Consider the following 20,271-nt stretch of genomic DNA (forward strand, 5'->3'; position numbering starts at 1 on the left):
ATGAAACCCATGCGCAACCTCCCTATTAACCGTTGATCACTTGGAAAATCCCGCTTCCAAAGCCCGTAAACAGGCTGCAGCCCGCCTGAAATCGAAAAAAGGCACCCCGGATTCCCGGGAACTGGTGCAACAGATTTCCCGGGGGGATACCCCCGCCCTTGCCAGGGCCATTACCCTGGTGGAGAGCACCCGGCCGGAAGATGCAGCCCTCTCGGGGGAGATCGTGGATGCCTGCCTGGAAAAAGCAGGAAGCAGCATCAGGGTGGGGATTACCGGGGTACCCGGGGTTGGGAAAAGCACCTTTATCGAAACCCTGGGGCTGCAGTTGGTCGGCCTTGGGAAAAAGGTAGCCGTACTGGCCGTGGATCCGAGTAGCAGCCTGAGCAGGGGCAGCATCCTGGGCGACAAGACCCGGATGCAGGAACTGGGCCGCTCCCCGGGGGCCTTTATCAGGCCTTCCCCCGCCGGGGATTCCCTGGGCGGGGTGGCCCGGAAGACGCGCGAAACCATTACCCTGTGTGAGGCCGCAGGCTTTGACGTGGTGCTGGTGGAAACCGTTGGGGTCGGGCAAAGCGAGATTGCCGTCCACGGCATGGTCGATTTCTTCCTGTTGCTGAAAATTGCCGGGGCCGGGGACGAGTTGCAGGGCATCAAAAGGGGGGTTATGGAAATGGCCGACGCCGTGGTGATCAACAAGGCAGACGGCCCCAACCTGCCCGCTGCCCGGCGCGCCCAGAGCACCTTCTCCCAGGCACTGCACCTGTTTCCCCCCAAAGAAAACGGATGGGTACCCAGGGTGTTGCTCTGCTCCTCCACCGAGGGTACAGGCGTAAGGGAAATCTGGGAGCTCATCGATTCCTTCGCCACCGGGGCCCGGGCCGACGGAAGCTTCGAAATGCGGCGCAGCGCGCAAAACCTGCACTGGCTCAAACAACGCCTGGAGCACCTGCTTACCTCCGGCTTTTACCAGGACCCCGCCATGCAAAAGGCCTATGAGGAGATGAAGCTCCGGGTCACCCGGCAGGAGATCAGCCCCTTCCGCGCCGCCGATGAACTCCTCTCGGCCTACCGCGGACGATAAAGCCTTCGGGGGAGTGCCAAAAAAAAGTACCTTTGGTTCCAAACAAATTCCCTGCCATGGAAGTCCTGACCGATGCCCTCCTTTCCATAGTGGTTCCCCTGTACAACGAGGAAGAAAATGTGGCCCTGCTCACCAAAAAAATCCACAAAAGCCTGGAAGGTTACCATTACCAGATTGTTTATGTGGATGATTTTTCGACGGACCGAACCCGGCGGGTGGTACAGGAACTGCAGGACCCGAAGGTACACCTGATTTGCCTGAAAAAGAATTACGGACAGAGCCTTGCCCTGGCCGCCGGACTCGACTACGCGCAAGGGGAATACATCATCACCATGGACGGCGACCTGCAGAACGACCCCGAAGACATCCCCGGAATGCTGCCCTATGTGCTAAGCGGGGAATTTGACGTGGTTACCGGCATCCGCCAGAAACGAAAGGATTCGCTGGTAAAAAAAATCCCTTCGAAAATCGCTAACTTCCTGGTCCGCAGGGTCACCAAACTCGACATAAAAGACAACGGTTGTGCCCTGAAGGTTTTTACCAGGGATATCGCGAAGGACCTCAACCTCTATGGGGAAATGCACCGGTTTATCACGCTGCTGGCCTTCCTTGAAGGGGCGCAGCTCAAACAGGTGCCGGTACGCCACCACGCCCGCCACGGCGGGGTATCCAAATACGGGCTGGAACGGGTCTTTAAGGTGGTGGCCGATATGATGCTGCTGCTCTTCATCCGCAAATATTTCCAGCGGCCGATCCACCTTTTCGGGATCCTGGGGGTGGTGCTGATCCTGATCGGGGCCGCCATGAATGCATATCTTTTACTGGTGAAATTCGGTTTTGGGGAAGATATCGGCAACCGGCCCATGCTGATTTTCGGGATGATGTTTATCCTGGGGGGCATACAACTCTTTACGATTGGGATCGTCATGGAATTGCTCATCCGCACCTACTATGAATCCCAGAACAAAAGGCCCTACCGGATCAAAAACGTCATCATCGGTGGGCAGGCTTCGTAAAAAAGGGATTGTCCTGCTGAAAATCGCATTCAGCGGGCTCCTCCTGTACCTTGTGTTCACCCGCATCCCCTTTGCAGAGGTCTGGAAAGTCCTCCTGGGGGCCAGGCCCGGATACCTGCTTGGGGCGTTGATTTTTTTCGCGCTTTCCAAAGGGGTGGCGGCCGAACGCCTGAACCTGTATTTCCATTCCATAGGGATACCGCTTTCCCGCGGCAGCAACCTGAGGCTCTACCTCCTCGGGATGTTCTACAACCTGTTCCTTCCCGGCGGGATCGGGGGGGATGCCTATAAGGGGTTCCTCCTCCACCGGACCTTTGGGGCCAGCGGGCGGAAACTGGCATCTGTCCTGCTGCTGGACCGGGTAAGCGGGCTGTTCCTGCTCTATTTGCTAAGCCTCTTCTTCCTGCTCTGGCTCCCCCTGGAACCCCTGGCTTCCTATCGCCTGCTGGCGCTGCCCCTGGCCGGCCTCAGCCTGGCCGTATTCTGGATGGCCCACCGCAAAGGATTTTCTTACCTGATGCCGATTTTCTGGCCCTCCCTGGGCTATTCTGCCCTGGTCCAAATCGCCCAGCTCGCATGCGTGGCCCTCATCCTCGGGGCCCTGGGGGTGACCGAAATGCAGGTGTCTTACCTGCTGGTATTCCTGGTCAGCAGCATCGTGGCCGTCCTGCCGATCACGATCGGGGGGGTCGGCAGCCGGGAACTGGTGTTTTTTTACGGGGCAAAATGGCTGGCCCTGGACGATGGCACTTCCATTGGGGTAAGCATGGCCTTCTTCCTGATTACCGCCCTGGTTTCACTCTTTGGAATGGCCTACCATTTCCGCAAGCCAGGGCTGACCCTGAGCGGGGCTCCCGCGGACTGATTCAGGGTTTGGTGGGGAGGACCCTCAGCAGGTACCTTTTCCGGAGCACCTGGGGACGGGTTTCGGGGTTCAGGAAGCGGGCCTGCAGGCGGGAGATCCGGAACTGGTCCACGGCGTACTCCCGGTCCCAGGCATACCCGGCTTCCTGCAACTGACTGCGCTCTTTTTCATCGGCATAAACCCAGGCGGCCTCCCCGGGAAGTTGTTCCGGGCTGACTTGCTGTACCGGTTTCCCGAAATAAAAATCCAGGGCCCAGGTATGCTGATTCGAGATTTTATAAATCTGCGTGACGGGCACGGATTCCCTTTCGATCAGGGCTGCCATCTCCGAACCGCCCTGGTAGCGGAGCAGGGAAGGGTAGAAATGGGCATTCATCACCAGGTTGACCAGGATACTGGCCCATACACTGATCCAGAAGGTACGCTGCAACGGGCTCAGCGGCCGGAAAAACAGGAGGCCACCCAGGCCAATCCCCAAAAAGAGCAAAACATAGCCCAGGGGCTGGCCCAGTGGGAAGACCCATACACAAAGGAGCAGGGATGCAATGGCCAGGAGGGTGTAGATCCCGAACTGTACCCGGGACACCCTTACCAGCGCTTTTAGCCGGCCTTCCATTTCCCAGCGTTCCAGCATAGCCGCGGTCAGCACCGCAAAGAGGGGGATGGTTATATTCAGGTAATGCGGCAGTTTGAACTGGGCAAAGCTGATGATGGCAAAAATAAGGGTGATACCCCCCAGGGTCAGGACTTCCCCCTTGCGGGTGCCCGACCTGAAGGCCTTCCAGAAATCGAGGGCCTTATCGCGGAAAGCCAGGATGCCGAGGACGGTCCAGGGCAGGAAGACCCACAGGAAGGTGTGGAAGAAAAAGGTGTAGTCACTGGAATTTTTTCCCACGCCTTCCCCGCTGAGGCGTTCGAAACTCTGTTCCCAGAAAATAAAGAAAATCCCGCTGCGGTGGTCCCGGCCACGGATCACTTTTTCCGGGTGGAGGTCAAACTGCTGGTAATACGCATAGAGCATGGGGGAAATCACCAGGACAAAAATCAAAAGGCCCCACAGGAGCCGGGGGTTCCACAGCCGCTCCCACTTGCGGGTATATACCAGCTGGCAGGCCAGGGGCAGGGCGATAACCAGCAGGGCGATCTGCCCCTTGGTGGAAAAGGCGAGCCCGGCCCCGGCGGCGCCCCATAGCAGTGGCGCAAGCCGTCCATCCCTCAGGTACAGGTAGAGTTGCCACATGGAAAAAACGGCAAAGCCCGTCAGGACCGCATCGGTACGGACATCGATCACGGAGAGCACAATGGTCTGGGCGCTCATAAAAATCAGGGCGGCCATGCGTCCAGTTCGTTCGGAATACAGAGCGCTTCCCAGGCCGTAGCAGCTATAGCCCCCCAGGAAGGTGGCCAGCACCGCAGGAATGCGGTATGCCCAGTCGTGAATCCCGAAAAGGGTATAGGAAAATGCGGCCAGCCAGTAATGCAGGTGGGGTTTGTCGAGGTATTCCTCAGTGCCCTTCCAGAGGTTCAGGAAATCCTGTTCCTGTACCATGCGCAGGGCCATGACGGCAAACTGGGCGCTGTCGTTCTCCATCAGGCGGGCGAAAAGCCCTGCCAGGTACACCACGACCAGGCCTGCAATCCCTATCCAAAAAAACCTGCCCCTGATCATGCCATCCACTTTTGGTCGGCCCGGGCGAATAACCGGGCAAAAAGCCATCCAAAAATCCCACCGGCCAGGGCGCCGCTGAGCACATCGAGCGGGTAGTGGACCCCCAGGTAAATCCGGCTATAGGCCACAAGGCAAGCCCAGGCAAGCACCAGGGCAGCCCAACCGCCCCCGCGCCTTCCCCAAAAAGCGGTAAAAAACACCGCAACCCCGAAGGCGTTGGCCGAATGGGCCGAGAAATACCCGAAGCGGCCCCCACAACTACTTTTGGCCAGGCGTACCAGGCCCTCCAGGGAGGGCTCATGGCAGGGGCGAAGGCGTTGCACGCCATACTTGAAAAAATTGGAAAGCTGGTCGGTACAGGTGATTAACAGGGCCACAAAAACCAGGAGCAGGCCGGTTCGTTTCCACCCCAACTGCCGCACCGACAGAAAGAACAGCAAGCCATAGAGCGGCAGGGCCACCCATTTGTCGGAAACTGCCCTCCAGAAGGGGTCCCAGGCCGGGTCCCCCAACCCGTTTAGGCAGAGGAACCATTGCCGGTCCATTTCCATCAAGGCTTCCCACATATCAGGCCTCATAGCGGGAAACCTCCCGATCGTAAAAGTTCGTGGCTTCCTCCAGCAGGCGGCCGGCTTCCATCTCAAGTTCCTCCCGGTCCTCGGGCGAAAATTCCTCAAGCCACTCTACCTCATCGTTTTCCAGGTTAAGGATAAAACGGGGGTACTCGGTGTGTACGATAAAAATCGATTCGGGGTAATCCGTATTGTCCCCCAGCAGGAATTTAGGCAGTTCCATAACACGTATTATTTAGCCCGGGCACCCGGCGGCTTTCTCCTTGAAAATAAATTCAGGAAGGTTGGAGCACCAACCTCCCCGTCAGGTGCCTGAAGCGAAGATACAACATAATTGAGGAGGCGGTCAGCCCCAGGAGCAACCCGATCCAGATCCCCGTGCTTTCCAGTTCCGTAAACAATCCCAGGTAATACGACACAGGGAAGCCGATCAGCCAGTATGCCACAAAGGTGATCAGGGTGGGGATTCGCACATCCTGCAGCCCCCTTAAGGCGCCGAGCACGACCACCTGAATCCCGTCGGAGATCTGGAAAAAAGCTGCGACCAGCAGCAATTGGGCCGCGATGGAGATCACTTCCAGGTTATCGGCCTGGTTGGCCGGGTCGCCCACATCGAGATAAATGGTCGGCAACAGGTTCCTGCCAAAAAGGAAAACTGCGGCAAAAAACAGTTCCAAAATCAGGGTCATCAGGAAAATGGACGTGGCCACCCGCCTCAGGTTTGGGTAATCGCCCAGTCCCTTCTGGTTTCCCACCCTGATCATGGCGGCTACCCCCAGCCCCATCCCAAACATAAAGGTCATGCTGCTTAGGTTCAGGGCGATTTGGTTGGCGGCCTGGGGGTTTTTCCCCAGGACCCCGCTCATCCACACCGCGGCGGTAAAAATGGCTACCTCAAAAAACATCTGCAGGGCCGATGGAAAGCCCAGGTTCATAATTTTTCGCAACATGGGCTTTTCGGTGCGCCGGAATCCAAGGCCTTCCACGAACCCTTTGAATACCGGCCGCTTGTGGAGGATCACCCACATGAAGACCACCATGCCGATCCGCGCCACCAGCGTGCCGATGGCTGCCCCCACAACCCCCAGTTCGGGAAAACCCAGAGAACCAAAAATGAGCAGGTAATTCAGTACAATGTTAATTACGTTGGCCAGGATGGTGGCATACATGGGGTACCGGGTACGGGAAAGGCCTTCGGAGAACTGTTTGAACGCCTGGAAGATGATGAGCGGGATAAGGGAGAATGCCACCAGGTCGAGGTAAGGGATGGCCAGGGCCACCACCTCCTCCGGTTGGTCCATATGGTGCATCAGCGGCTTGGCCAGCAATACCGCCCCGAACAGGGCAATGCCCAAAAGGGTACACAACACCAGCCCGTGGTGGAGCACCCGCCTTCCCTCCTGCTGGTCCCCTGCCCCGTCCGCCTCGGCTACCAGGGGGGTAATGGCCGTGGAAAACCCTATGCCCAGCGACATGGCGATAAATACAAAACTATTCCCAAGGGAAACGGCCGCGAGTTCCGCCGTCCCCAGTTGCCCCACCATGACGTTATCGGCAAAGGCCACAAAGGTGTGCCCGAGCATGCCGAGGATGACCGGGGTCGCCAGGTGCAGGTTATATCGGAACTCTCTGGTATAGGTTTTCACGTAAAACGCAGGTTTTGCAGCCCCGGGAGGGAAGCCTCCAGTTCCCCCGGGATCTACTGCCCGGGCATTGACCGGGGTTATTCCTCCTTTTTGGCTGCCTCCCAGTGCCGGTCCATTTCGGCAAGGGTCATCTCGCTGAGCTGCCGGCCCGCTTCCCTGGCGCGGGCTTCGAGGAAGGCAAACCGGCGGATAAACTTTTTGTTGGTCCGTTCCAGGGCATTTTCGGGGTTGATGCCGAGGAAGCGGGCATAATTCACCAGGGAAAAGAGCACATCCCCGAGTTCAGCCTCCACGTTTACGGCATTCCCTATCCGGACCTCCTCCTGAAGTTCCCCCAGCTCTTCCCGTACCTTTTGCAGGACCTGCCCGGGTTCTTCCCAATCGAACCCAACACCGGCGACCTTCTCCTGGATGCGGTTGGCCTTGACCAGGGCGGGCAGGCTGGCCGGAACCCCTTCCAGGACGCTTTTCTTCCCCTCGGCCAATTTGATCTTTTCCCAATTGGCCTTTACTTCGTCCTCCCCGCTCACCACCGTATCCGAATAGATGTGCGGGTGCCTGCGGATCAGTTTTTCGCAAATGCCCTCAGCCACGTCGGCAATGTCAAAATCGCCGGTTTCCGACCCGATCCTGGCATAAAAGACAATATGCAGGAGCAGGTCGCCCAGTTCCTTTTTTACCTCCGCCAGGTCACCCTCCAAAATGGCGTCGCCAAGTTCGTAGGTTTCCTCGATAGTCAGGTGGCGGAGCGATTCCATGGTTTGCTTCCTGTCCCAGGGGCACTGCGCCCGAAGTTCATCCATAATCGTAAGCAGGCGGTCAAAGGCAGCCAACTGGGTAGCTCTGGAATTCATGGTCCTGAAATTTGGGCAAAGGTACGAATCCCCATTTTTGGCCGACAAGGGAATTTAACGTAATTTAAGGAAGTTAAATCCGCTATTCCCCTTGCCATGGTGCTCAGATCCCTCCTCGTCCTCGGACTCCTGTTGATTTCCTGCCAGACCCCTCTCGCATTCGACGCCATCATCCGAAACGGAACCCTCTTGGACGGGAGCGGCGGCGCGCCTTACCGGGCCGATGTGGGTATCCGGGCCGATACTATTGCCGCCATCGGTGACCTTTCCGCCAGCACCGCCCCGGTGGAAGTGGACGCCACAGGGATGCACGTGGCCCCGGGGTTTATAAACATGCTCAGTTGGGCAAATGTTTTTTTGCTGGTCGATGGGCGTTCCCAGAGCGACCTGCGGCAGGGGGTGACCCTGGAGGTCCTTGGGGAGGGCCGTTCCATGGGGCCGCTCAATGTGCAGATGAAAAAGGAAATGGCCGAAGACCAGGGCGACTTTCCTTTCGAAGTTTCCTGGACCACTTTGGGGGAATACCTGGAACACCTGGAAAACAAAGGCGTTTCCACCAACGTCACCTCATTTGTGGGCAACGGTACCCTCAGGGAATATGTAATGGGGTATGAAAACCGGCCGCCCACCCCCCAGGAAATGGAACAGATGAAAAACCTCCTGCGCCAGGGAATGGAAGAAGGGGCGGTTGGCCTTTCCACCTCCCTGCTTTACGTCCCCAGCGGGCATGCCTCCACGGGGGAAATTGCGGAATTGGCCAGGGTGGCCGCGGATTACGGGGGGATGTACATCTCTCATATCCGTAACGAGGAAGACAGCCTGCTTCTTTCGGTGCGGGAATTGATACAGATTGCCGAACAGGCCGGCATCCGCTCGGAAATATACCATTTCAAAGCCTCAGGACAGGATAATTGGGACCTGATGGACAGTGCCATTGCCCTGATTGGCCAGGCCAGGGATAGGGGGCTGGAAATCACCACGGACATGTATATGTACAACGCCAGCTCCACCGGGTTGAACGTCCTGCTGCCCGCCTGGGCGCGGGAAGGAGGCCACAGCCGGACCATGGCCCTTATCGAAGACCCGGAAAAGAAAAAGAAAATGGCCCGGGAAGCGACATTCCACGTGCCGGCGGAGAATATCCTCTTTGTGGGGTTTCGCAACCCGGACCTGCAACACCTGATCGGAAAAACCCTGGCAGAAGTGGCGGCAAGCCGCGGAATCAGCCCGGCTGAGGCCATCCCGGAACTGATTTATGAAGATGACAGCCGCATACAGGTGGTTTACTTTTCCATGAGCGGGGAAAACCTGAAAAAGAAGCTTGCCCTGCCCTATATGTCGGTGTGTTCAGATGCCGGGTCCTATTCCATTGAGGGCGGCTTCCACCCGAAAAGCACCCACCCCCGTGCCTATGGTTCCTTTGCCCGCCTGCTCGGACATTATGTGCGGGAGGAAAAGGTCATCCCCCTGCAGGAGGCCGTCCGCAGGCTTACCTCCCTCCCGGCAAACAACCTCCGCCTGCAGGGCCGCGGCCTGCTCAGGGAAGGTTATTTCGCCGATGTGGTGGTCTTTGACGCCGGAAAAATACAGGACCTTGCGACCTTTGAGCAGCCGCACCAGTACGCCACAGGCGTTTCCGAGGTCTTTGTGAATGGGGAACAGGTCATCGCCTCAGGGGAACATACCGGGGCCACCCCGGGAAGGTTTGTCCGGGGACCTGGATACGTTCCCAAATAAGACAAAAAAGCTGCCCTGGCAAGGCCGCTCTGATTTTATCACCTGTTGCCGGGCTCAGCTCAGCTCGTCCTGCAATAGGTAGTAGAAGGCCGGACGGCTTTTCTGCTGAATGCCGGACATTTTTTTCGGCCATCGCGTGGATGGCGGCCTTGCCGCGACCCTTGCAGGTTACGCCTGATTTTTTCTCGATAAAATTTTTGCGAACGGGTTCCGGCTCTTACGCGTCGAAGGCAGAAACCAGGGTAGCATCCAGATTGTTCCCCATGGAATCCAGGCGGCCAGTTTTCAGGCAGTATCACTCATGCCTATAAAAGTTCCAGGACTTTCGAAAACGGGTTTGTTCAAAAATGTCGGGGTACTGAAAAGGTCCCTGTCCCAAGTAATTATTTAGAAAAAAATGCCCTAAATTGGCATGGATTTGCAGGAATAACCCATAAAGAACCGGCCTTTGCCAAAAGAAGCACTTCCATGTTGAATTCTCCCGTACCGGGGCCCGGAAGCGGTCGCGGCAAGGGGTGGTTTCCCCTCTTCCCGGCCTGGCTGGGGGCCGGGGTCTGTTTATTAATCCTTGTATTGCCTACCCATATATGGGCTCAGGATCCGTTGGAATTCGAACAGGAAATCAGATCCCTTGAGCGAAAATATGACAGCCTGTGGAATCCTGGACGGCCAGCCCTGGTGTTTACCGGGAGTTCCAGTATCCGGATGTGGGACGCCCTGCAGGATACTTTTCCGGACCACCAAATCCTGAATATGGGCTTTGGGGGATCACAGGCTTCGGACCTTTTGCATTACCTGGATGTCCTGGTACTGAAGTACCGGCCCGAAAAGGTCTTTATTTACGAAGGGGACAACGACCTTGCCGAAGGCAAACGGCCCCGCCGGGTTCTGAAGGACCTGCAGGAGGTTGCCACCCTCATCCGGAAAAACGCCCCCCGGACCCCTATCATTTTTATCTCGGCCAAACCCAGCCTCAGCCGGTGGCACCTTCGGGGGAAATACCGGCGGTTCAACCGAAAACTGGAGCGATGGGCCGGGAAGGGCGACGCCCTAATATATGCCGATGTCTGGTACCCTATGTTGCGGGGCCGTAAAGTAGATGCATCCCTTTTTATCGAAGACGGCCTGCACCTTAATGAATTGGGGTATGAAATCTGGAAACAGGTCCTCAGGCCCCTGATAGAAACCCCTTCAAAAATTAGTCACCCATGAAAGACTCTTTTAAAAAAGCAACCTCTTTTGCGATTGCCCTGCTGGGTATCCTGTTGGTCCTGGCCTGCGGGCAGACGCAGCAGAAACCCGAAATTGCCATGCCTCGGACCGACCTGGGTGTCGAACCCCTGATCCCCAAACCGGTTGTGGTCGAACCCAGCCACCTGGCCTTCGGGCTAAGCGAAAACTCGGGCATATTCATCCCTGCCGGGGATAGGGGCTTTGACGGGGTAGGACTGTTCCTGGGGGAAAAAATCGCTGAAAAAACCGGGCTGAAGCTTCCCGTGAACCCGGGAAGCCCGGAGAAGGGCTCCCCTGCAATCTATTTGATCCAAAATCCCAGCTGGGCCAGGGAAGCCTATACCCTTTCCATCGGGCCCGACAGCGTCCGGCTAGTGGCCGGGTCTGCCGAAGGGGCTTTCAGGGGCGTACAGACCCTCAGGCAGCTGATCCCGGAAACCCCCAACGATACCCTGGCGGACTACCCCATATGGCCCATTCCCGGGGGCTTCATTGCCGACGCCCCGCGGTTCGCCTACCGGGGCGCCATGCTCGACGTGGCCCGACATTTCTTTTCGGTGGAGGAAGTCAAGAAATACCTCGAGGTCCTGGCCTATTACAAAATCAACGTCCTGCACCTGCACCTGACCGATGACCAGGGCTGGCGCATCGAAATCAAGTCATGGCCAAGGCTAACCGAAGTTGGGGGCCTTACGGAAGTAGGCGGGGGTGAAGGAGGGTTCTATACCCAGGAGCAGTACCGCGACCTGGTGGCCTTTGCCGAAGATCGTTTTATCACCATTGTGCCCGAGGTGGACATGCCCGGGCATACCAATGCCGCCTATGTGGCCTACCCTATCCTCAACGGCACCGGGAAAACCCCTGAACCCTATACGGGCACGCGGGTCGGCTTCAGTACCCTGGATACCCGGAAGGATACGGTATACAGTTTTATCGATGACGTGGTCCGGGAGATCACCGGGATGACCCCAGGACCCTATTTCCATATCGGGGGCGATGAGAGCCATTCCACCAAACCCCGCGATTATCAGTATTTTATAGAGAAAGTGGTCCCCATCGTCCGCAAATACGGGAAAATCCCGATTGGCTGGGATGAAGTAGCCACTGCAAACCTCGACAGCAACACAGTGGCCCAGTTCTGGGACAATGAGGAAAACGCCTCCAAAGCCATTGCCAAGGGCATGAAAGTCCTGATGTCGCCAGCCCGCAAGGCCTACCTCGACATGCAGTACGACAGCCTTTCCCGACACGGCCTGCACTGGGCCGCCTACATTCCTGTCGACAGTGCCTATACCTGGGACCCGGCTACCTATGCCCCGGGGATCACCGAGGCAGATATCCTGGGCCTCGAAGCCCCCCTCTGGTCTGAAACCATCAGCAATAGTGCAGAGTTGGAATACCTGGCATTCCCCAGGCTGCCGGGGTATGCCGAAATCGGATGGAGCCCGGCCGAAGGGCGGTCATGGGAGGAGTACCGCAGGCGCCTGGCGCGGCAGCTGCCCTACTTCCGCCGGATGGATATCCGGTTTTATCCCTCAGCGAGGGTTCCCTGGGGCGTTGCGGATTCCCTGTTACCCTGGTATACTGCTGATCAAAAGTAGGGGGTAAAGATCCCCCGGGGACCGGGTGATGGCCAGAAATGCGCCCGCGCGCCCGGGAAGGGCTTTAAAGCTCGATTAGAAAAGGGCTCAGGCCTCCTCCGATTCTGGCCCGGTTTCGGATTTCGGGTCGGAAAAATCGGTAAGCCCCCGGTCTACCAGGAGGTTATACCATTGGATCACCTTCCTGATGTCGCTGGCGTATACCCGGTCTTCATCGTAATCGGGAAGGACCTCAAAAAAGTAGGCTTCCAGGTCCGTTTTATCGCCTTTTGGGTTTACCGTGGCCTTGCTGCCGTTTTCCCGGGCCTGAATCTTCTCAAATACCGCGCGAAGGGGAAGTTCCTCCTGCAGGGTGTAGATGGCAATTTCGGAAAGGATGCTGACATTACCGGCCATCCCCACCGAAATTTTTTTGCCGTCCAGGAGCGACTCTGCCACAAAACCCGAGCGGGTTTGCGTGACCAGTTTAAAGAGTCCCGGTTTCCCGGCAATGGATAAAATCTTGTCTAAACTCATAAGCCCGATTCAAATTTTTGGCTGCAAATATTAAAAATTATAGGATATGCGCGCCCCGCCGACAGGAAATTCGCCATACACGGGCTGGTCCCGATCCCCTGCTTTAGCGGACCCGCTTAAGTTCCGGGAACCGCATCTTATAATCTGCCTGTACCTTGCCTTTGGATATATTCCCCAGCTTGCCCTTAAGCAGCCGCCGCTTCAGGGGGGAGAGGTGGTCGGTAAACAGGATGCCCTCTATGTGGTCGTACTCGTGCTGGATGACCCTGGCCAACAAGCCGTCAAAGGTGGCTTTGCAGGGGTTGAAGCCTTCATCGAGGTAAGACAGGCTAATGGTATCCTGGCGGGAAACGTCTTCGCGAATATCCGGGATGCTCAGGCACCCCTCGTTAAAGGCCCACTTCTCCCCTCGTTGCTCCTCCATCCGGGCATTGATGAATACCTTTTTGAAATCCTTAAGTTGGGCCTGTTCTTCCGGGCTCAACTCCTCATCTTCAGCAAAAGGCCCCGTATCGACCAGAAACAGGCGGATTGGAACCCCGACCTGAGGGGCGGCAAGGCCAACCCCGTTGGCCTGGTACATGGTTTCCCACATATTGGCAATGAGTTCCTGAAGGCCGGGGTACCCGGCATCGATATCCGTACATTTCTTGCGGAGGACAGGGTCCCCGTAGGCGACTATTGGTAAAATCATGCGTTTCTACTGCTTAAAAACGACTGCAGGATCAGGGTGGCGCTCACTTCATCGAGCAAGGCCTTCTCCTGCCTTTTTTTCTTTTTCATCCCCCCTTCCAGCAGGCTTTGTGCGGCCATGCGGGAAGTAAAGCGTTCATCCTGCCGCGATACCGGGATTTCGGGGAGCTGATTGTGGAGGGCTTTGAGGAATTTCCCGATTGCCCCTTCCACTTCAGAAGGGCTGCCATCCATTTGGCGGGGGTCCCCAACCACGATCCGCTCCACCGCTTCCCTCCTGACATAGTCCTCAAGGAAAGCCAACAACTCCTGGGTGGGGACCGTGGCCAGGCCGGAAGCAATGAGTTGCAAAGGGTCTGTTACCGCAATCCCTGTCCGCTTTACGCCATAATCCAATGCGAGTATCCGGGCCACAGGAAATTTCTTGCAAAAATAACGTATAAATCCCGAAGCCCCCAAAATTCGGACAGATTTGAAAGGGGTCCCTTATCTTTGCCAAAAATCTGCCATGGACCACTTAGCCCCTATCATCGAAGCCGCCTGGGACAACCGGGAACTCCTCAGGGAGGATAAAACCAAAGCAGCCATCCGCGAGGTGGTGGGCCTGGCAGACGCCGGAAGGCTCCGGTGCGCAAGCCCGGGCCCCGACGGGTGGACGATCAACACCTGGGTGAAAAAAGCCATAGTGCTCTACTTCCCCATCCAGAAAATGCAGACCATGGAGGCCGGCATCTTCGAATACCACGACAAGATTCCCCTGAAAAGCGGGTATGAAGCGAAAGGCATCAGGGTGGTCCCCCATGCCGTGGCCCGGTACGGGGCCTATATTGCCCCGGGCACCATCCTGATGCCCAGCTATGTAAATATCGGGGCCTATGTGGATGAGGGCACTATGGTGGATACCTGGGCCACGGTGGGTAGCTGTGCCCAAATCGGAAAGCACGTCCACCTGAGCGGGGGGGTTGGGATTGGAGGGGTGCTGGAGCCCCTGCAGGCCTCCCCTGTGATCGTTGAGGACAATGCATTTATCGGAAGCCGGTGCATTGTAGTGGAAGGGGTTTTGGTGGAAAAAGAAGCCGTACTTGGGGCCAATGTGGTCCTCACCGCCTCTACCCGGATCATCGATGTGACCGGGAATTCCCCCAGGGAATACGTCGGACGGGTCCCGGCCCGCTCCGTGGTTATCCCCGGGAGCTATACCAAATCGTTCCCTGCCGGGGACTACCAGGTACCCTGTGCCCTGATCATAGGGCAGCGAAAGGAAAGCACGGACAAAAAAACTTCCCTGAACAACGCCCTCCGGGAATATGATGTAGCCGTGTGAGCCCTCGTGGAGCCAGGGAAGGCGATGTGATTTTTCCGCATCAGAGGGGAAGAAAAGGAGGCTTTGTGTACATAAAATGCAATTTTTTTGGCGTTTCTTTGTTATAGAAACAGAAAAACCGAGGTAAGACCACACGCCATGGAGGCTTTAAAGCCAGAAAAGCTGACTGCCCTGATCATTACCTACAACGAAGTGGGGTATATCGAACGCTGTATCGAATCGGTGAGGTTTGCCGATGAGATCATTGTAGTGGATTCCTACAGTTCGGACGGGACTTACGAATACCTCCTGAACCATCCCCAGGTAAAGGCGATGCAGCACCCTTTCGAGAATTTCACCCAACAAAAAACCTACGCGCTGCAACAGGCTTCAAATGACTGGATCCTCTTCGTGGATGCGGATGAGGTAGTCCCGGAAGCGCTCAGGCAGGAAATCGTTCAGACCATAGGTTCCAATACCCCCCATGCCGCCTTCTGGTTTTACCGCAAATTCATGTTTGGAAAAAAACCCCTGAATTTCAGCGGCTGGCAAACCGATAAGAATTACCGGCTATTCCGGAAGAGCAAGGCGCGGTTTTCAGACCGAAAACTCGTGCACGAAACCCTTGAAGTAAACGGGACTTCAGGAATCCTGGAAAACCGGCTGATCCATTATTGCTATAAGAACTATGAGGATTACCGGGAAAAGATGCTGCATTACGGCAGGCTGAAAGCCCGGGAGGACTTCTATCGGGAAAAACCCTTCAATTACTTCATGATGGTCGCCAAGCCGGCCTGGAAATTCCTGCATCATTACCTGCTAAGGCTCGGGGTGCTCGACGGTAAACGGGGGGTCACCATCTGCTACCTGAATGCGCTGGGCGACCTGGAACGGTTCCGGGAACTCAGGAAACTGGAATCCAAAAATAAACTGGCTTACTACTTACTGATGCCGTAATGGGTCCACACCCGCTTCTCCTTGCGGGTTTTCCTTCGGATATTGGCATTTTTTTCGAGCGATTCCGGGGTTTTATATCCCCTCTTATGGTCGAGGTGCACACAGACCGCACTATAGCGGAGCTGTTTGGATTTAATGCCGAAATTAAACAACCGTTCTCCCAGTTCCCGGTCCTGCCCCCCGTATTGCATGCGTTCATCGAAGCCGTTGACATTCAGGATGTCTTTTTTCCAGCCTGAACTGTTGTGTCCGTTCCAGCTCGCGTTGGTTGGGGTAAGGGTATTAAAAATTCGCGCGACCAGCCCACGGGCGGTCAGCTTGTTGTTCTTGAAGGTTTTCGGGATGCCTTTTTCGGTAAGCCAGTGGATATCGAAACACCGCTGCTGTTCAATATCTTCCCGGGTAATCATCAGGGAAATATTCATGGGCAGCATGTAGTAGCCCCCGGAAATGAAATACCCTTCTTCCTTGTTGATGTAATGTACCTGCACAAAGTCTTCCCGGGGGATGCAATCCCCATCGGTCATAATGATATAGTCTGCATTGCAGGCCAGGATAGCCTTATTAAGGATGCGGGACTTCTGGAAGCCATCGTCTTCCTGCCACACGTGTACCATCGGGTAGAACACCTCCCGCTGCATCCGCTGCAGAAGCTCGCGGGTGGCAGGCCCGGAACCGTCGTCGGCAATGACGACCTCAAAATCTCGGAAGGTCTGGCAGTTAAACCCCCAGAGGACCTTCTCCAGCCAGGCCTCCGCGTTATAGGTGCTGACCACCACGGAGATTTTAGGCTTATCTGGAGCTCTCTTCATGGCACAAAAATAGAAAAGTCTTCTTGCTTATCTTTGTCCTTATCCAACAAATGCATCTGCCCTAAAATCCATCCCTTTGAAACGTCTCCTCCTCGGCCTGCTGAAAAAGCTGAAATTCCTCCCGCCCCCCTTCTATGTAAAGGTGTATTACGAATACTATACCGGAAAAAAACTGGACCTGGATGCGCCCCGGGAGTTCAACGAAAAGATCCAGTGGCTGAAAGTCTATTACAGGAATCCGATCCTAACCCAACTGGTAGACAAATACGCCGTACGCGATTATGTAAAGGAGAAAGTGGGCGACAAATACCTGAATGAACTCCTTGGGGTGTATAACCGGGCGAAAGATGTGGATTTCGACGCCCTCCCCGACCGCTTCGTGATCAAAGGGGTACATGGGTACCACTTCAACCTGATCGTCCCCGACAAATCGGCCCTGAACCCATGGAAGGCCCGATGGCTGATGCGCAAGTGGATGTCTAAGAACCAGTATTACCGGGGGGGGCTGGAATGGGCTTATAAAAACGTACCCCCCAGGCTGGTGGCTGAAGCCTTTCTGGAAGAGCCCGGGCAGGAAAGCATTAACGATTACAAATTTTTCTGTTTCGGGGGCATTCCGAACTTTGTCCAAATTGACCACGACAGGACAGCAACTCATTCCCGCTGTTTCTATGATATGGATTGGAACAGAATGCCCTTCCTTACCAAAGGGCACCGCCTCTATGAAAAGGAGCTTAAAAAACCCCGGAATTTTGACGAAATGATTGGGGTCGTCACCAAACTGGCTGAGGGTTTTCCTTTTGTTCGGGTGGACCTGTACAATATTGACGGGCGTATCCTGTTTGGCGAAATGACTTTCTACCCGGCGGATGGTAGGAGGGAATTCGTGCCTGAGGAATATAACACTATCATTGGCGATTACCTGAAACTCCCGGCGCCTGTGGGATAAGCCCAGGAGAGGGGTTTTCTGACCTGAGACCGATTTGGGAGCCGGGTATTTTCGAGGGGGGGTGCCCCCCACCCCTAGGGCAAGGTATCCACCCCCCCTGCACCCGCCTTTCATTTTGCCTGAAAATATCCCTTCCATTTTAACAGCTCTAAAGGATATGGTACCTTTGTACCTCCGGTTTTGAGTCCTGTGTGGGAAGGCAACCGGACGAGGGCCCACTGGTTGGCCACGGGCAAGAGGAACTATGGAGGAAACACATTTTCCGGAGGCGTTAACGGATCCGATTTTCGGACTGATCGGCAGGGCAGCGGAATCCCTTTCGGTGGAATCGTATGTGATCGGAGGCTATGTCCGGGATTTTTTCCTGGGCAGGGGCCAGCAGAAGGATATTGACATCGTGGCTGTGGGCAGTGGCATTGAACTGGCGCGAAAAGTAGCGGCCCTGATGCCCGATAACCCCCGGGTCCACGTCTTCAAGAACTTTGGGACCGCGATGATCCGGCAGGGAGAGATGCAGCTGGAGTTCGTCGGGGCCCGGAAGGAGAGTTACCGGGCCGACAGCCGCAAGCCCATTGTGGAAAACGGCACCCTTGAAGACGACCAGAAGCGGCGCGACTTTACCATCAACGCCCTGGCCCTTTCCCTGAAGCCTGAGGATTTTGGGACCCTCCTGGATCCGTTCGGCGGCCTCGACGACCTGGGGAACAGGATCATACGGACCCCCCTGGAACCCGGTATCACCTTCTCAGACGATCCCCTGCGGATGATCCGGGCCATCCGGTTTGCCACCCAGCTGGACTTTGAGATCAGCCCGGAATCCCTGGAGGCCATAAGGGAACAACGCGACCGGATCCGGATTGTCTCCCGGGAACGGATCGTGGAGGAACTCCATAAAATAATGGGTGCCGAAACCCCGTCCCGGGGGCTGGCCCTGCTTCACCAGACCGGCCTGCTGGACCTCATCCTTCCTGAACTCACAGCCCTACGGGGGATTGAGGAAATTGAAGGCCAGCGCCACAAGGATAATTTCTGGCATACCCTGGAGGTGGTGGACAATATCGCCCGGAATACCGAAAAACTCTGGCTGCGGTGGGCTGCCCTGCTGCACGATATTGGGAAAGCCCCTACCAAACGATTTGACAAGAAAACGGGATGGACCTTCCACGGCCATGAATTCGTGGGGTCCAAAATGGTAACCCGGCTCTTCAAACGCCTGCGCATGCCCCTGAACGAACACCTGAAATACGTACAAAAACTGGTGCGGATGAGTTCCCGGCCCATTGCCCTTTCCTCCGATGACGTCACCGATTCGGCGGTGCGCCGCCTGGTTTTTGACGCCGGGGAGGATGTGGACGACCTGATGACCCTCTGCGAAGCCGATATCACGACCAAAAACCCGAAAAAGCAGCAGCGTTACCTGAAGAATTTTCAACTGGTACGGGAAAAGATAAAAGAGGTGGAAGAACGGGACCGCGTCCGAAATTTCCAACCCCCGGTGAGCGGGGAGGAGATCATGGAGGCCTTCAACCTGAAACCCTCCCGGGAAATCGGGATTATCAAGGAAGCCATAAAGGAAGCCATCCTTGAAGGGGAAATCCCCAACGAGCACGGGCCTGCCTGGGATTTCATGATCCGGAAGGGACGGGAAATGGGGCTCCGCCTGGCCTCCGAAACACCTAAAGATGAGGGCTCATGAAAAAATGGATGCAATCGAAATACCGCCTGCTGGCCACGACTTCCGTGGTGCTGGTATACCTGGTCATCGTGGCCGGGGCAGTGGTCCGGATGACGGGAAGCGGGATGGGTTGTCCCGACTGGCCCAAGTGCTTTGGCTACCTGATACCCCCCACTGAGGAAGCTACCCTCCGCTGGGCCCCGGGCCGGGCCTTTGAAAAAGGGCAGGTGATTATCCGGGGGGAACAATTGCTGCTGGCCCGGGAAGACTTCACTACCGGCACGGCATTCAGCGAGGAAAACTGGAGCGTGTACACCCGGCACGATTACGCCGAGTTCAACGCTGTCCACACCTGGATCGAATACCTGAACCGCCTGCTGGGGGCCCTGGCAGGGCTTGCCATGTTCCTACTGGCCCTGGCTTCCATTGGGTGGTGGAAAGAAAAAAGGTACCGGGTGGTGCTGGCCTGGATAGGTGTGGTGGCCATAGGGTTTCAGGCTTGGCTTGGGGCCACGGTGGTCTATTCCGTGCTGGAACCGGTCAAGATCACCTTGCATATGTTCATGGCACTCCTGATCGCCGGGTTGTTGCTATGGATGGTGTATGATGCCCGGAGGGGTTCGGAGCCTAGGGCATACGACCCCCGGCTGACAAGGCTTTGGTGGGTCCTGTTCCCGTTGAGCTTCCTCCAAATCCTGATGGGGACCCAGGTACGCCAGTTCATCGACCACCAGGCGGAGGCCCTCGGCATGGAAGCAAAAGCGCTTTGGCTCCAGGAGGCGAATGCCCTGTTTTACGTACACCGATCCTTCTCCATTATCCTGCTATTGCTCCACCTGTGGGCCGCCTACCGGGTATCCTCCCTGGGGTTGGGCCTTAAAAAAGTGTATGTGACCCTGTGGGTGCTCCTGGGCATCATCGCCTCAGGCACGGCCATGAATTACCTGGGGTTCCCCTGGGGCAGCCAGGCGCTTCACCTGGTGCTGGCCTCCATATTGTTTGGGTTGCAATGGTATGTCCTGCTGGAAATGCAGGGTGCCCGAAGAACGCGTATTTCTTCGTAAATTTGCCGGACGACCTAAAAACCCCACC

At 56.3% G+C, this 20,271-nt stretch carries 20 protein-coding genes; 11 read left to right on the forward strand and 9 right to left on the reverse strand.

All coding sequences use genetic code 11. The features are described from left to right. Window positions 1–40: 40 nt before the first annotated feature. Genes meaB through NG653_RS04020 form a run of 3 tightly spaced genes read left to right on the forward strand, consistent with a single transcriptional unit; the run spans window position 41 to window position 2,962 of the window. Window positions 41–1,081, forward strand: coding sequence for a methylmalonyl Co-A mutase-associated GTPase MeaB (gene meaB, locus NG653_RS04010; RefSeq protein WP_252740378.1), 1,041 nt, complete (start codon window positions 41–43; stop codon window positions 1,079–1,081). A 56-nt stretch (window positions 1,082–1,137) separates the two neighbouring features. Next, complete coding sequence (locus NG653_RS04015) at window positions 1,138–2,097, forward strand: glycosyltransferase family 2 protein (RefSeq protein WP_252740379.1); 960 nt, start codon at window positions 1,138–1,140, stop codon at window positions 2,095–2,097. Next, on the forward strand, window positions 2,081–2,962 hold the full coding sequence (locus NG653_RS04020; protein WP_252740380.1) for a lysylphosphatidylglycerol synthase transmembrane domain-containing protein: 882 nt from the start codon (window positions 2,081–2,083) through the stop codon (window positions 2,960–2,962). The genes NG653_RS04015 and NG653_RS04020 overlap by 17 nt, the downstream gene beginning before the upstream one ends. A 1-nt stretch (window position 2,963) precedes the next feature. Here the strand turns inward: NG653_RS04020 and NG653_RS04025 are convergent, their stop codons facing one another. The 5 genes from NG653_RS04025 to mazG form a co-directional block, all read right to left on the reverse strand. Beyond that, on the reverse strand, window positions 2,964–4,631 hold the full coding sequence (locus tag NG653_RS04025) for an ArnT family glycosyltransferase (RefSeq protein ID WP_252740381.1): 1,668 nt from the start codon (window positions 4,629–4,631) through the stop codon (window positions 2,964–2,966). Beyond that, a complete protein-coding gene (locus tag NG653_RS04030; RefSeq protein ID WP_252740382.1) occupies window positions 4,628–5,197 on the reverse strand; it encodes a phosphatase PAP2 family protein in 570 nt (189 codons plus the stop codon). Before NG653_RS04030 ends, NG653_RS04025 begins: the two co-directional genes overlap by 4 nt. A gap of 1 nt (window position 5,198) precedes the next feature. After that, window positions 5,199–5,426 (reverse strand): DUF8828 family protein, encoded by a 228-nt coding sequence (locus tag NG653_RS04035; protein WP_252740383.1) that lies wholly within the window; start codon window positions 5,424–5,426, stop codon window positions 5,199–5,201. 52 nt (window positions 5,427–5,478) lie between these two features. Beyond that, the gene (locus NG653_RS04040; RefSeq protein ID WP_252740384.1) at window positions 5,479–6,849 is read right to left on the reverse strand and encodes an MATE family efflux transporter; all 1,371 of its coding nucleotides are present in this window, start codon (window positions 6,847–6,849) and stop codon (window positions 5,479–5,481) included. 77 nt (window positions 6,850–6,926) lie between these two features. Continuing rightward, complete coding sequence (gene mazG, locus NG653_RS04045; RefSeq protein WP_252740385.1) at window positions 6,927–7,703, reverse strand: nucleoside triphosphate pyrophosphohydrolase; 777 nt, start codon at window positions 7,701–7,703, stop codon at window positions 6,927–6,929. Between the two features lie 96 nt (window positions 7,704–7,799). On the opposite strand from mazG, the gene NG653_RS04050 reads away from it, so the two are divergent. From NG653_RS04050 to NG653_RS04060, 3 genes are all read left to right on the forward strand, one after another. Then, window positions 7,800–9,440 carry an N-acyl-D-amino-acid deacylase family protein gene (locus NG653_RS04050; RefSeq protein WP_252740386.1) on the forward strand — a complete coding sequence of 547 codons (1,641 nt, stop codon included), beginning with the start codon at window positions 7,800–7,802 and terminating at the stop codon, window positions 9,438–9,440. A gap of 573 nt (window positions 9,441–10,013) precedes the next feature. Further along, window positions 10,014–10,652: an SGNH/GDSL hydrolase family protein gene (locus tag NG653_RS04055; protein ID WP_252740387.1), complete on the forward strand. Its 639-nt coding sequence runs from the start codon at window positions 10,014–10,016 to the stop codon at window positions 10,650–10,652. Then, window positions 10,649–12,274 carry a beta-N-acetylhexosaminidase gene (locus tag NG653_RS04060; protein ID WP_252740388.1) on the forward strand — a complete coding sequence of 542 codons (1,626 nt, stop codon included), beginning with the start codon at window positions 10,649–10,651 and terminating at the stop codon, window positions 12,272–12,274. Before NG653_RS04055 ends, NG653_RS04060 begins: the two co-directional genes overlap by 4 nt. 87 nt (window positions 12,275–12,361) lie before the next feature. Here the strand turns inward: NG653_RS04060 and NG653_RS04065 are convergent, their stop codons facing one another. The 3 genes from NG653_RS04065 to ruvX all read right to left on the reverse strand — a co-directional run bounded on the left by NG653_RS04065 (window position 12,362) and on the right by ruvX (window position 13,897). After that, on the reverse strand, window positions 12,362–12,790 hold the full coding sequence (locus NG653_RS04065) for a DUF5606 family protein (RefSeq protein ID WP_252740389.1): 429 nt from the start codon (window positions 12,788–12,790) through the stop codon (window positions 12,362–12,364). A gap of 103 nt (window positions 12,791–12,893) precedes the next feature. Continuing rightward, window positions 12,894–13,484, reverse strand: coding sequence for a peptide deformylase (gene def / locus NG653_RS04070; protein ID WP_252740390.1), 591 nt, complete (start codon window positions 13,482–13,484; stop codon window positions 12,894–12,896). Continuing rightward, window positions 13,481–13,897: a Holliday junction resolvase RuvX gene (gene ruvX, locus NG653_RS04075; protein ID WP_252740391.1), complete on the reverse strand. Its 417-nt coding sequence runs from the start codon at window positions 13,895–13,897 to the stop codon at window positions 13,481–13,483. The genes def and ruvX overlap by 4 nt, the downstream gene beginning before the upstream one ends. Before the next feature lie 94 nt (window positions 13,898–13,991). On the opposite strand from ruvX, the gene NG653_RS04080 reads away from it, so the two are divergent. After that, window positions 13,992–14,807: a 2,3,4,5-tetrahydropyridine-2,6-dicarboxylate N-succinyltransferase gene (locus NG653_RS04080; RefSeq protein ID WP_252740392.1), complete on the forward strand. Its 816-nt coding sequence runs from the start codon at window positions 13,992–13,994 to the stop codon at window positions 14,805–14,807. 138 nt (window positions 14,808–14,945) lie between these two features. Next, complete coding sequence (locus tag NG653_RS04085) at window positions 14,946–15,743, forward strand: glycosyltransferase family 2 protein (protein ID WP_252740393.1); 798 nt, start codon at window positions 14,946–14,948, stop codon at window positions 15,741–15,743. On the opposite strand, the gene NG653_RS04090 is transcribed toward NG653_RS04085, so the two are convergent. After that, a complete protein-coding gene (locus tag NG653_RS04090; protein WP_252740394.1) occupies window positions 15,725–16,555 on the reverse strand; it encodes a glycosyltransferase family 2 protein in 831 nt (276 codons plus the stop codon). The two genes, NG653_RS04085 and NG653_RS04090, sit on opposite strands and share 19 nt — an antisense overlap. Before the next feature lie 76 nt (window positions 16,556–16,631). Between NG653_RS04090 and NG653_RS04095 the strand changes: the two genes are divergently transcribed. The 3 genes from NG653_RS04095 to NG653_RS04105 all read left to right on the forward strand — a co-directional run bounded on the left by NG653_RS04095 (window position 16,632) and on the right by NG653_RS04105 (window position 20,243). Beyond that, on the forward strand, window positions 16,632–17,504 hold the full coding sequence (locus tag NG653_RS04095) for an ATP-grasp fold amidoligase family protein (protein ID WP_252740395.1): 873 nt from the start codon (window positions 16,632–16,634) through the stop codon (window positions 17,502–17,504). 244 nt (window positions 17,505–17,748) lie between these two features. After that, window positions 17,749–19,200, forward strand: coding sequence for a CCA tRNA nucleotidyltransferase (locus NG653_RS04100; protein ID WP_252740396.1), 1,452 nt, complete (start codon window positions 17,749–17,751; stop codon window positions 19,198–19,200). Next, window positions 19,197–20,243, forward strand: coding sequence for a COX15/CtaA family protein (locus NG653_RS04105; protein WP_252740397.1), 1,047 nt, complete (start codon window positions 19,197–19,199; stop codon window positions 20,241–20,243). The genes NG653_RS04100 and NG653_RS04105 overlap by 4 nt, the downstream gene beginning before the upstream one ends. Window positions 20,244–20,271 lie beyond the last annotated feature (28 nt).

It is taken from the genome of Robiginitalea marina (genome assembly GCF_024006985.1).
Lineage (GTDB): Bacteria > Bacteroidota > Bacteroidia > Flavobacteriales > Flavobacteriaceae > Robiginitalea > Robiginitalea marina.

Bases quoted from the DNA above. Each gene is read 5' to 3' on its own strand.
- NG653_RS04015 (WP_252740379.1), top strand. From the start codon at position 1,138: ATGGAAGTCCTGACCGATGCCCTCCTTTCCATAGTGGTTCCCCTGTAC.
- NG653_RS04025 (WP_252740381.1), bottom strand. From the start codon at position 4,631: ATGATCAGGGGCAGGTTTTTTTGGATAGGGATTGCAGGCCTGGTCGTG.
- NG653_RS04030 (WP_252740382.1), bottom strand. From the start codon at position 5,197: ATGTGGGAAGCCTTGATGGAAATGGACCGGCAATGGTTCCTCTGCCTA.
- NG653_RS04035 (WP_252740383.1), bottom strand. From the start codon at position 5,426: ATGGAACTGCCTAAATTCCTGCTGGGGGACAATACGGATTACCCCGAA.
- mazG (WP_252740385.1), bottom strand. From the start codon at position 7,703: ATGAATTCCAGAGCTACCCAGTTGGCTGCCTTTGACCGCCTGCTTACG.
- NG653_RS04050 (WP_252740386.1), top strand. From the start codon at position 7,800: ATGGTGCTCAGATCCCTCCTCGTCCTCGGACTCCTGTTGATTTCCTGC.
- NG653_RS04060 (WP_252740388.1), top strand. From the start codon at position 10,649: ATGAAAGACTCTTTTAAAAAAGCAACCTCTTTTGCGATTGCCCTGCTG.
- NG653_RS04065 (WP_252740389.1), bottom strand. From the start codon at position 12,790: ATGAGTTTAGACAAGATTTTATCCATTGCCGGGAAACCGGGACTCTTT.
- def (WP_252740390.1), bottom strand. From the start codon at position 13,484: ATGATTTTACCAATAGTCGCCTACGGGGACCCTGTCCTCCGCAAGAAA.
- NG653_RS04080 (WP_252740392.1), top strand. From the start codon at position 13,992: ATGGACCACTTAGCCCCTATCATCGAAGCCGCCTGGGACAACCGGGAA.
- NG653_RS04085 (WP_252740393.1), top strand. From the start codon at position 14,946: ATGGAGGCTTTAAAGCCAGAAAAGCTGACTGCCCTGATCATTACCTAC.
- NG653_RS04090 (WP_252740394.1), bottom strand. From the start codon at position 16,555: ATGAAGAGAGCTCCAGATAAGCCTAAAATCTCCGTGGTGGTCAGCACC.
- NG653_RS04100 (WP_252740396.1), top strand. From the start codon at position 17,749: ATGGAGGAAACACATTTTCCGGAGGCGTTAACGGATCCGATTTTCGGA.
- NG653_RS04105 (WP_252740397.1), top strand. From the start codon at position 19,197: ATGAAAAAATGGATGCAATCGAAATACCGCCTGCTGGCCACGACTTCC.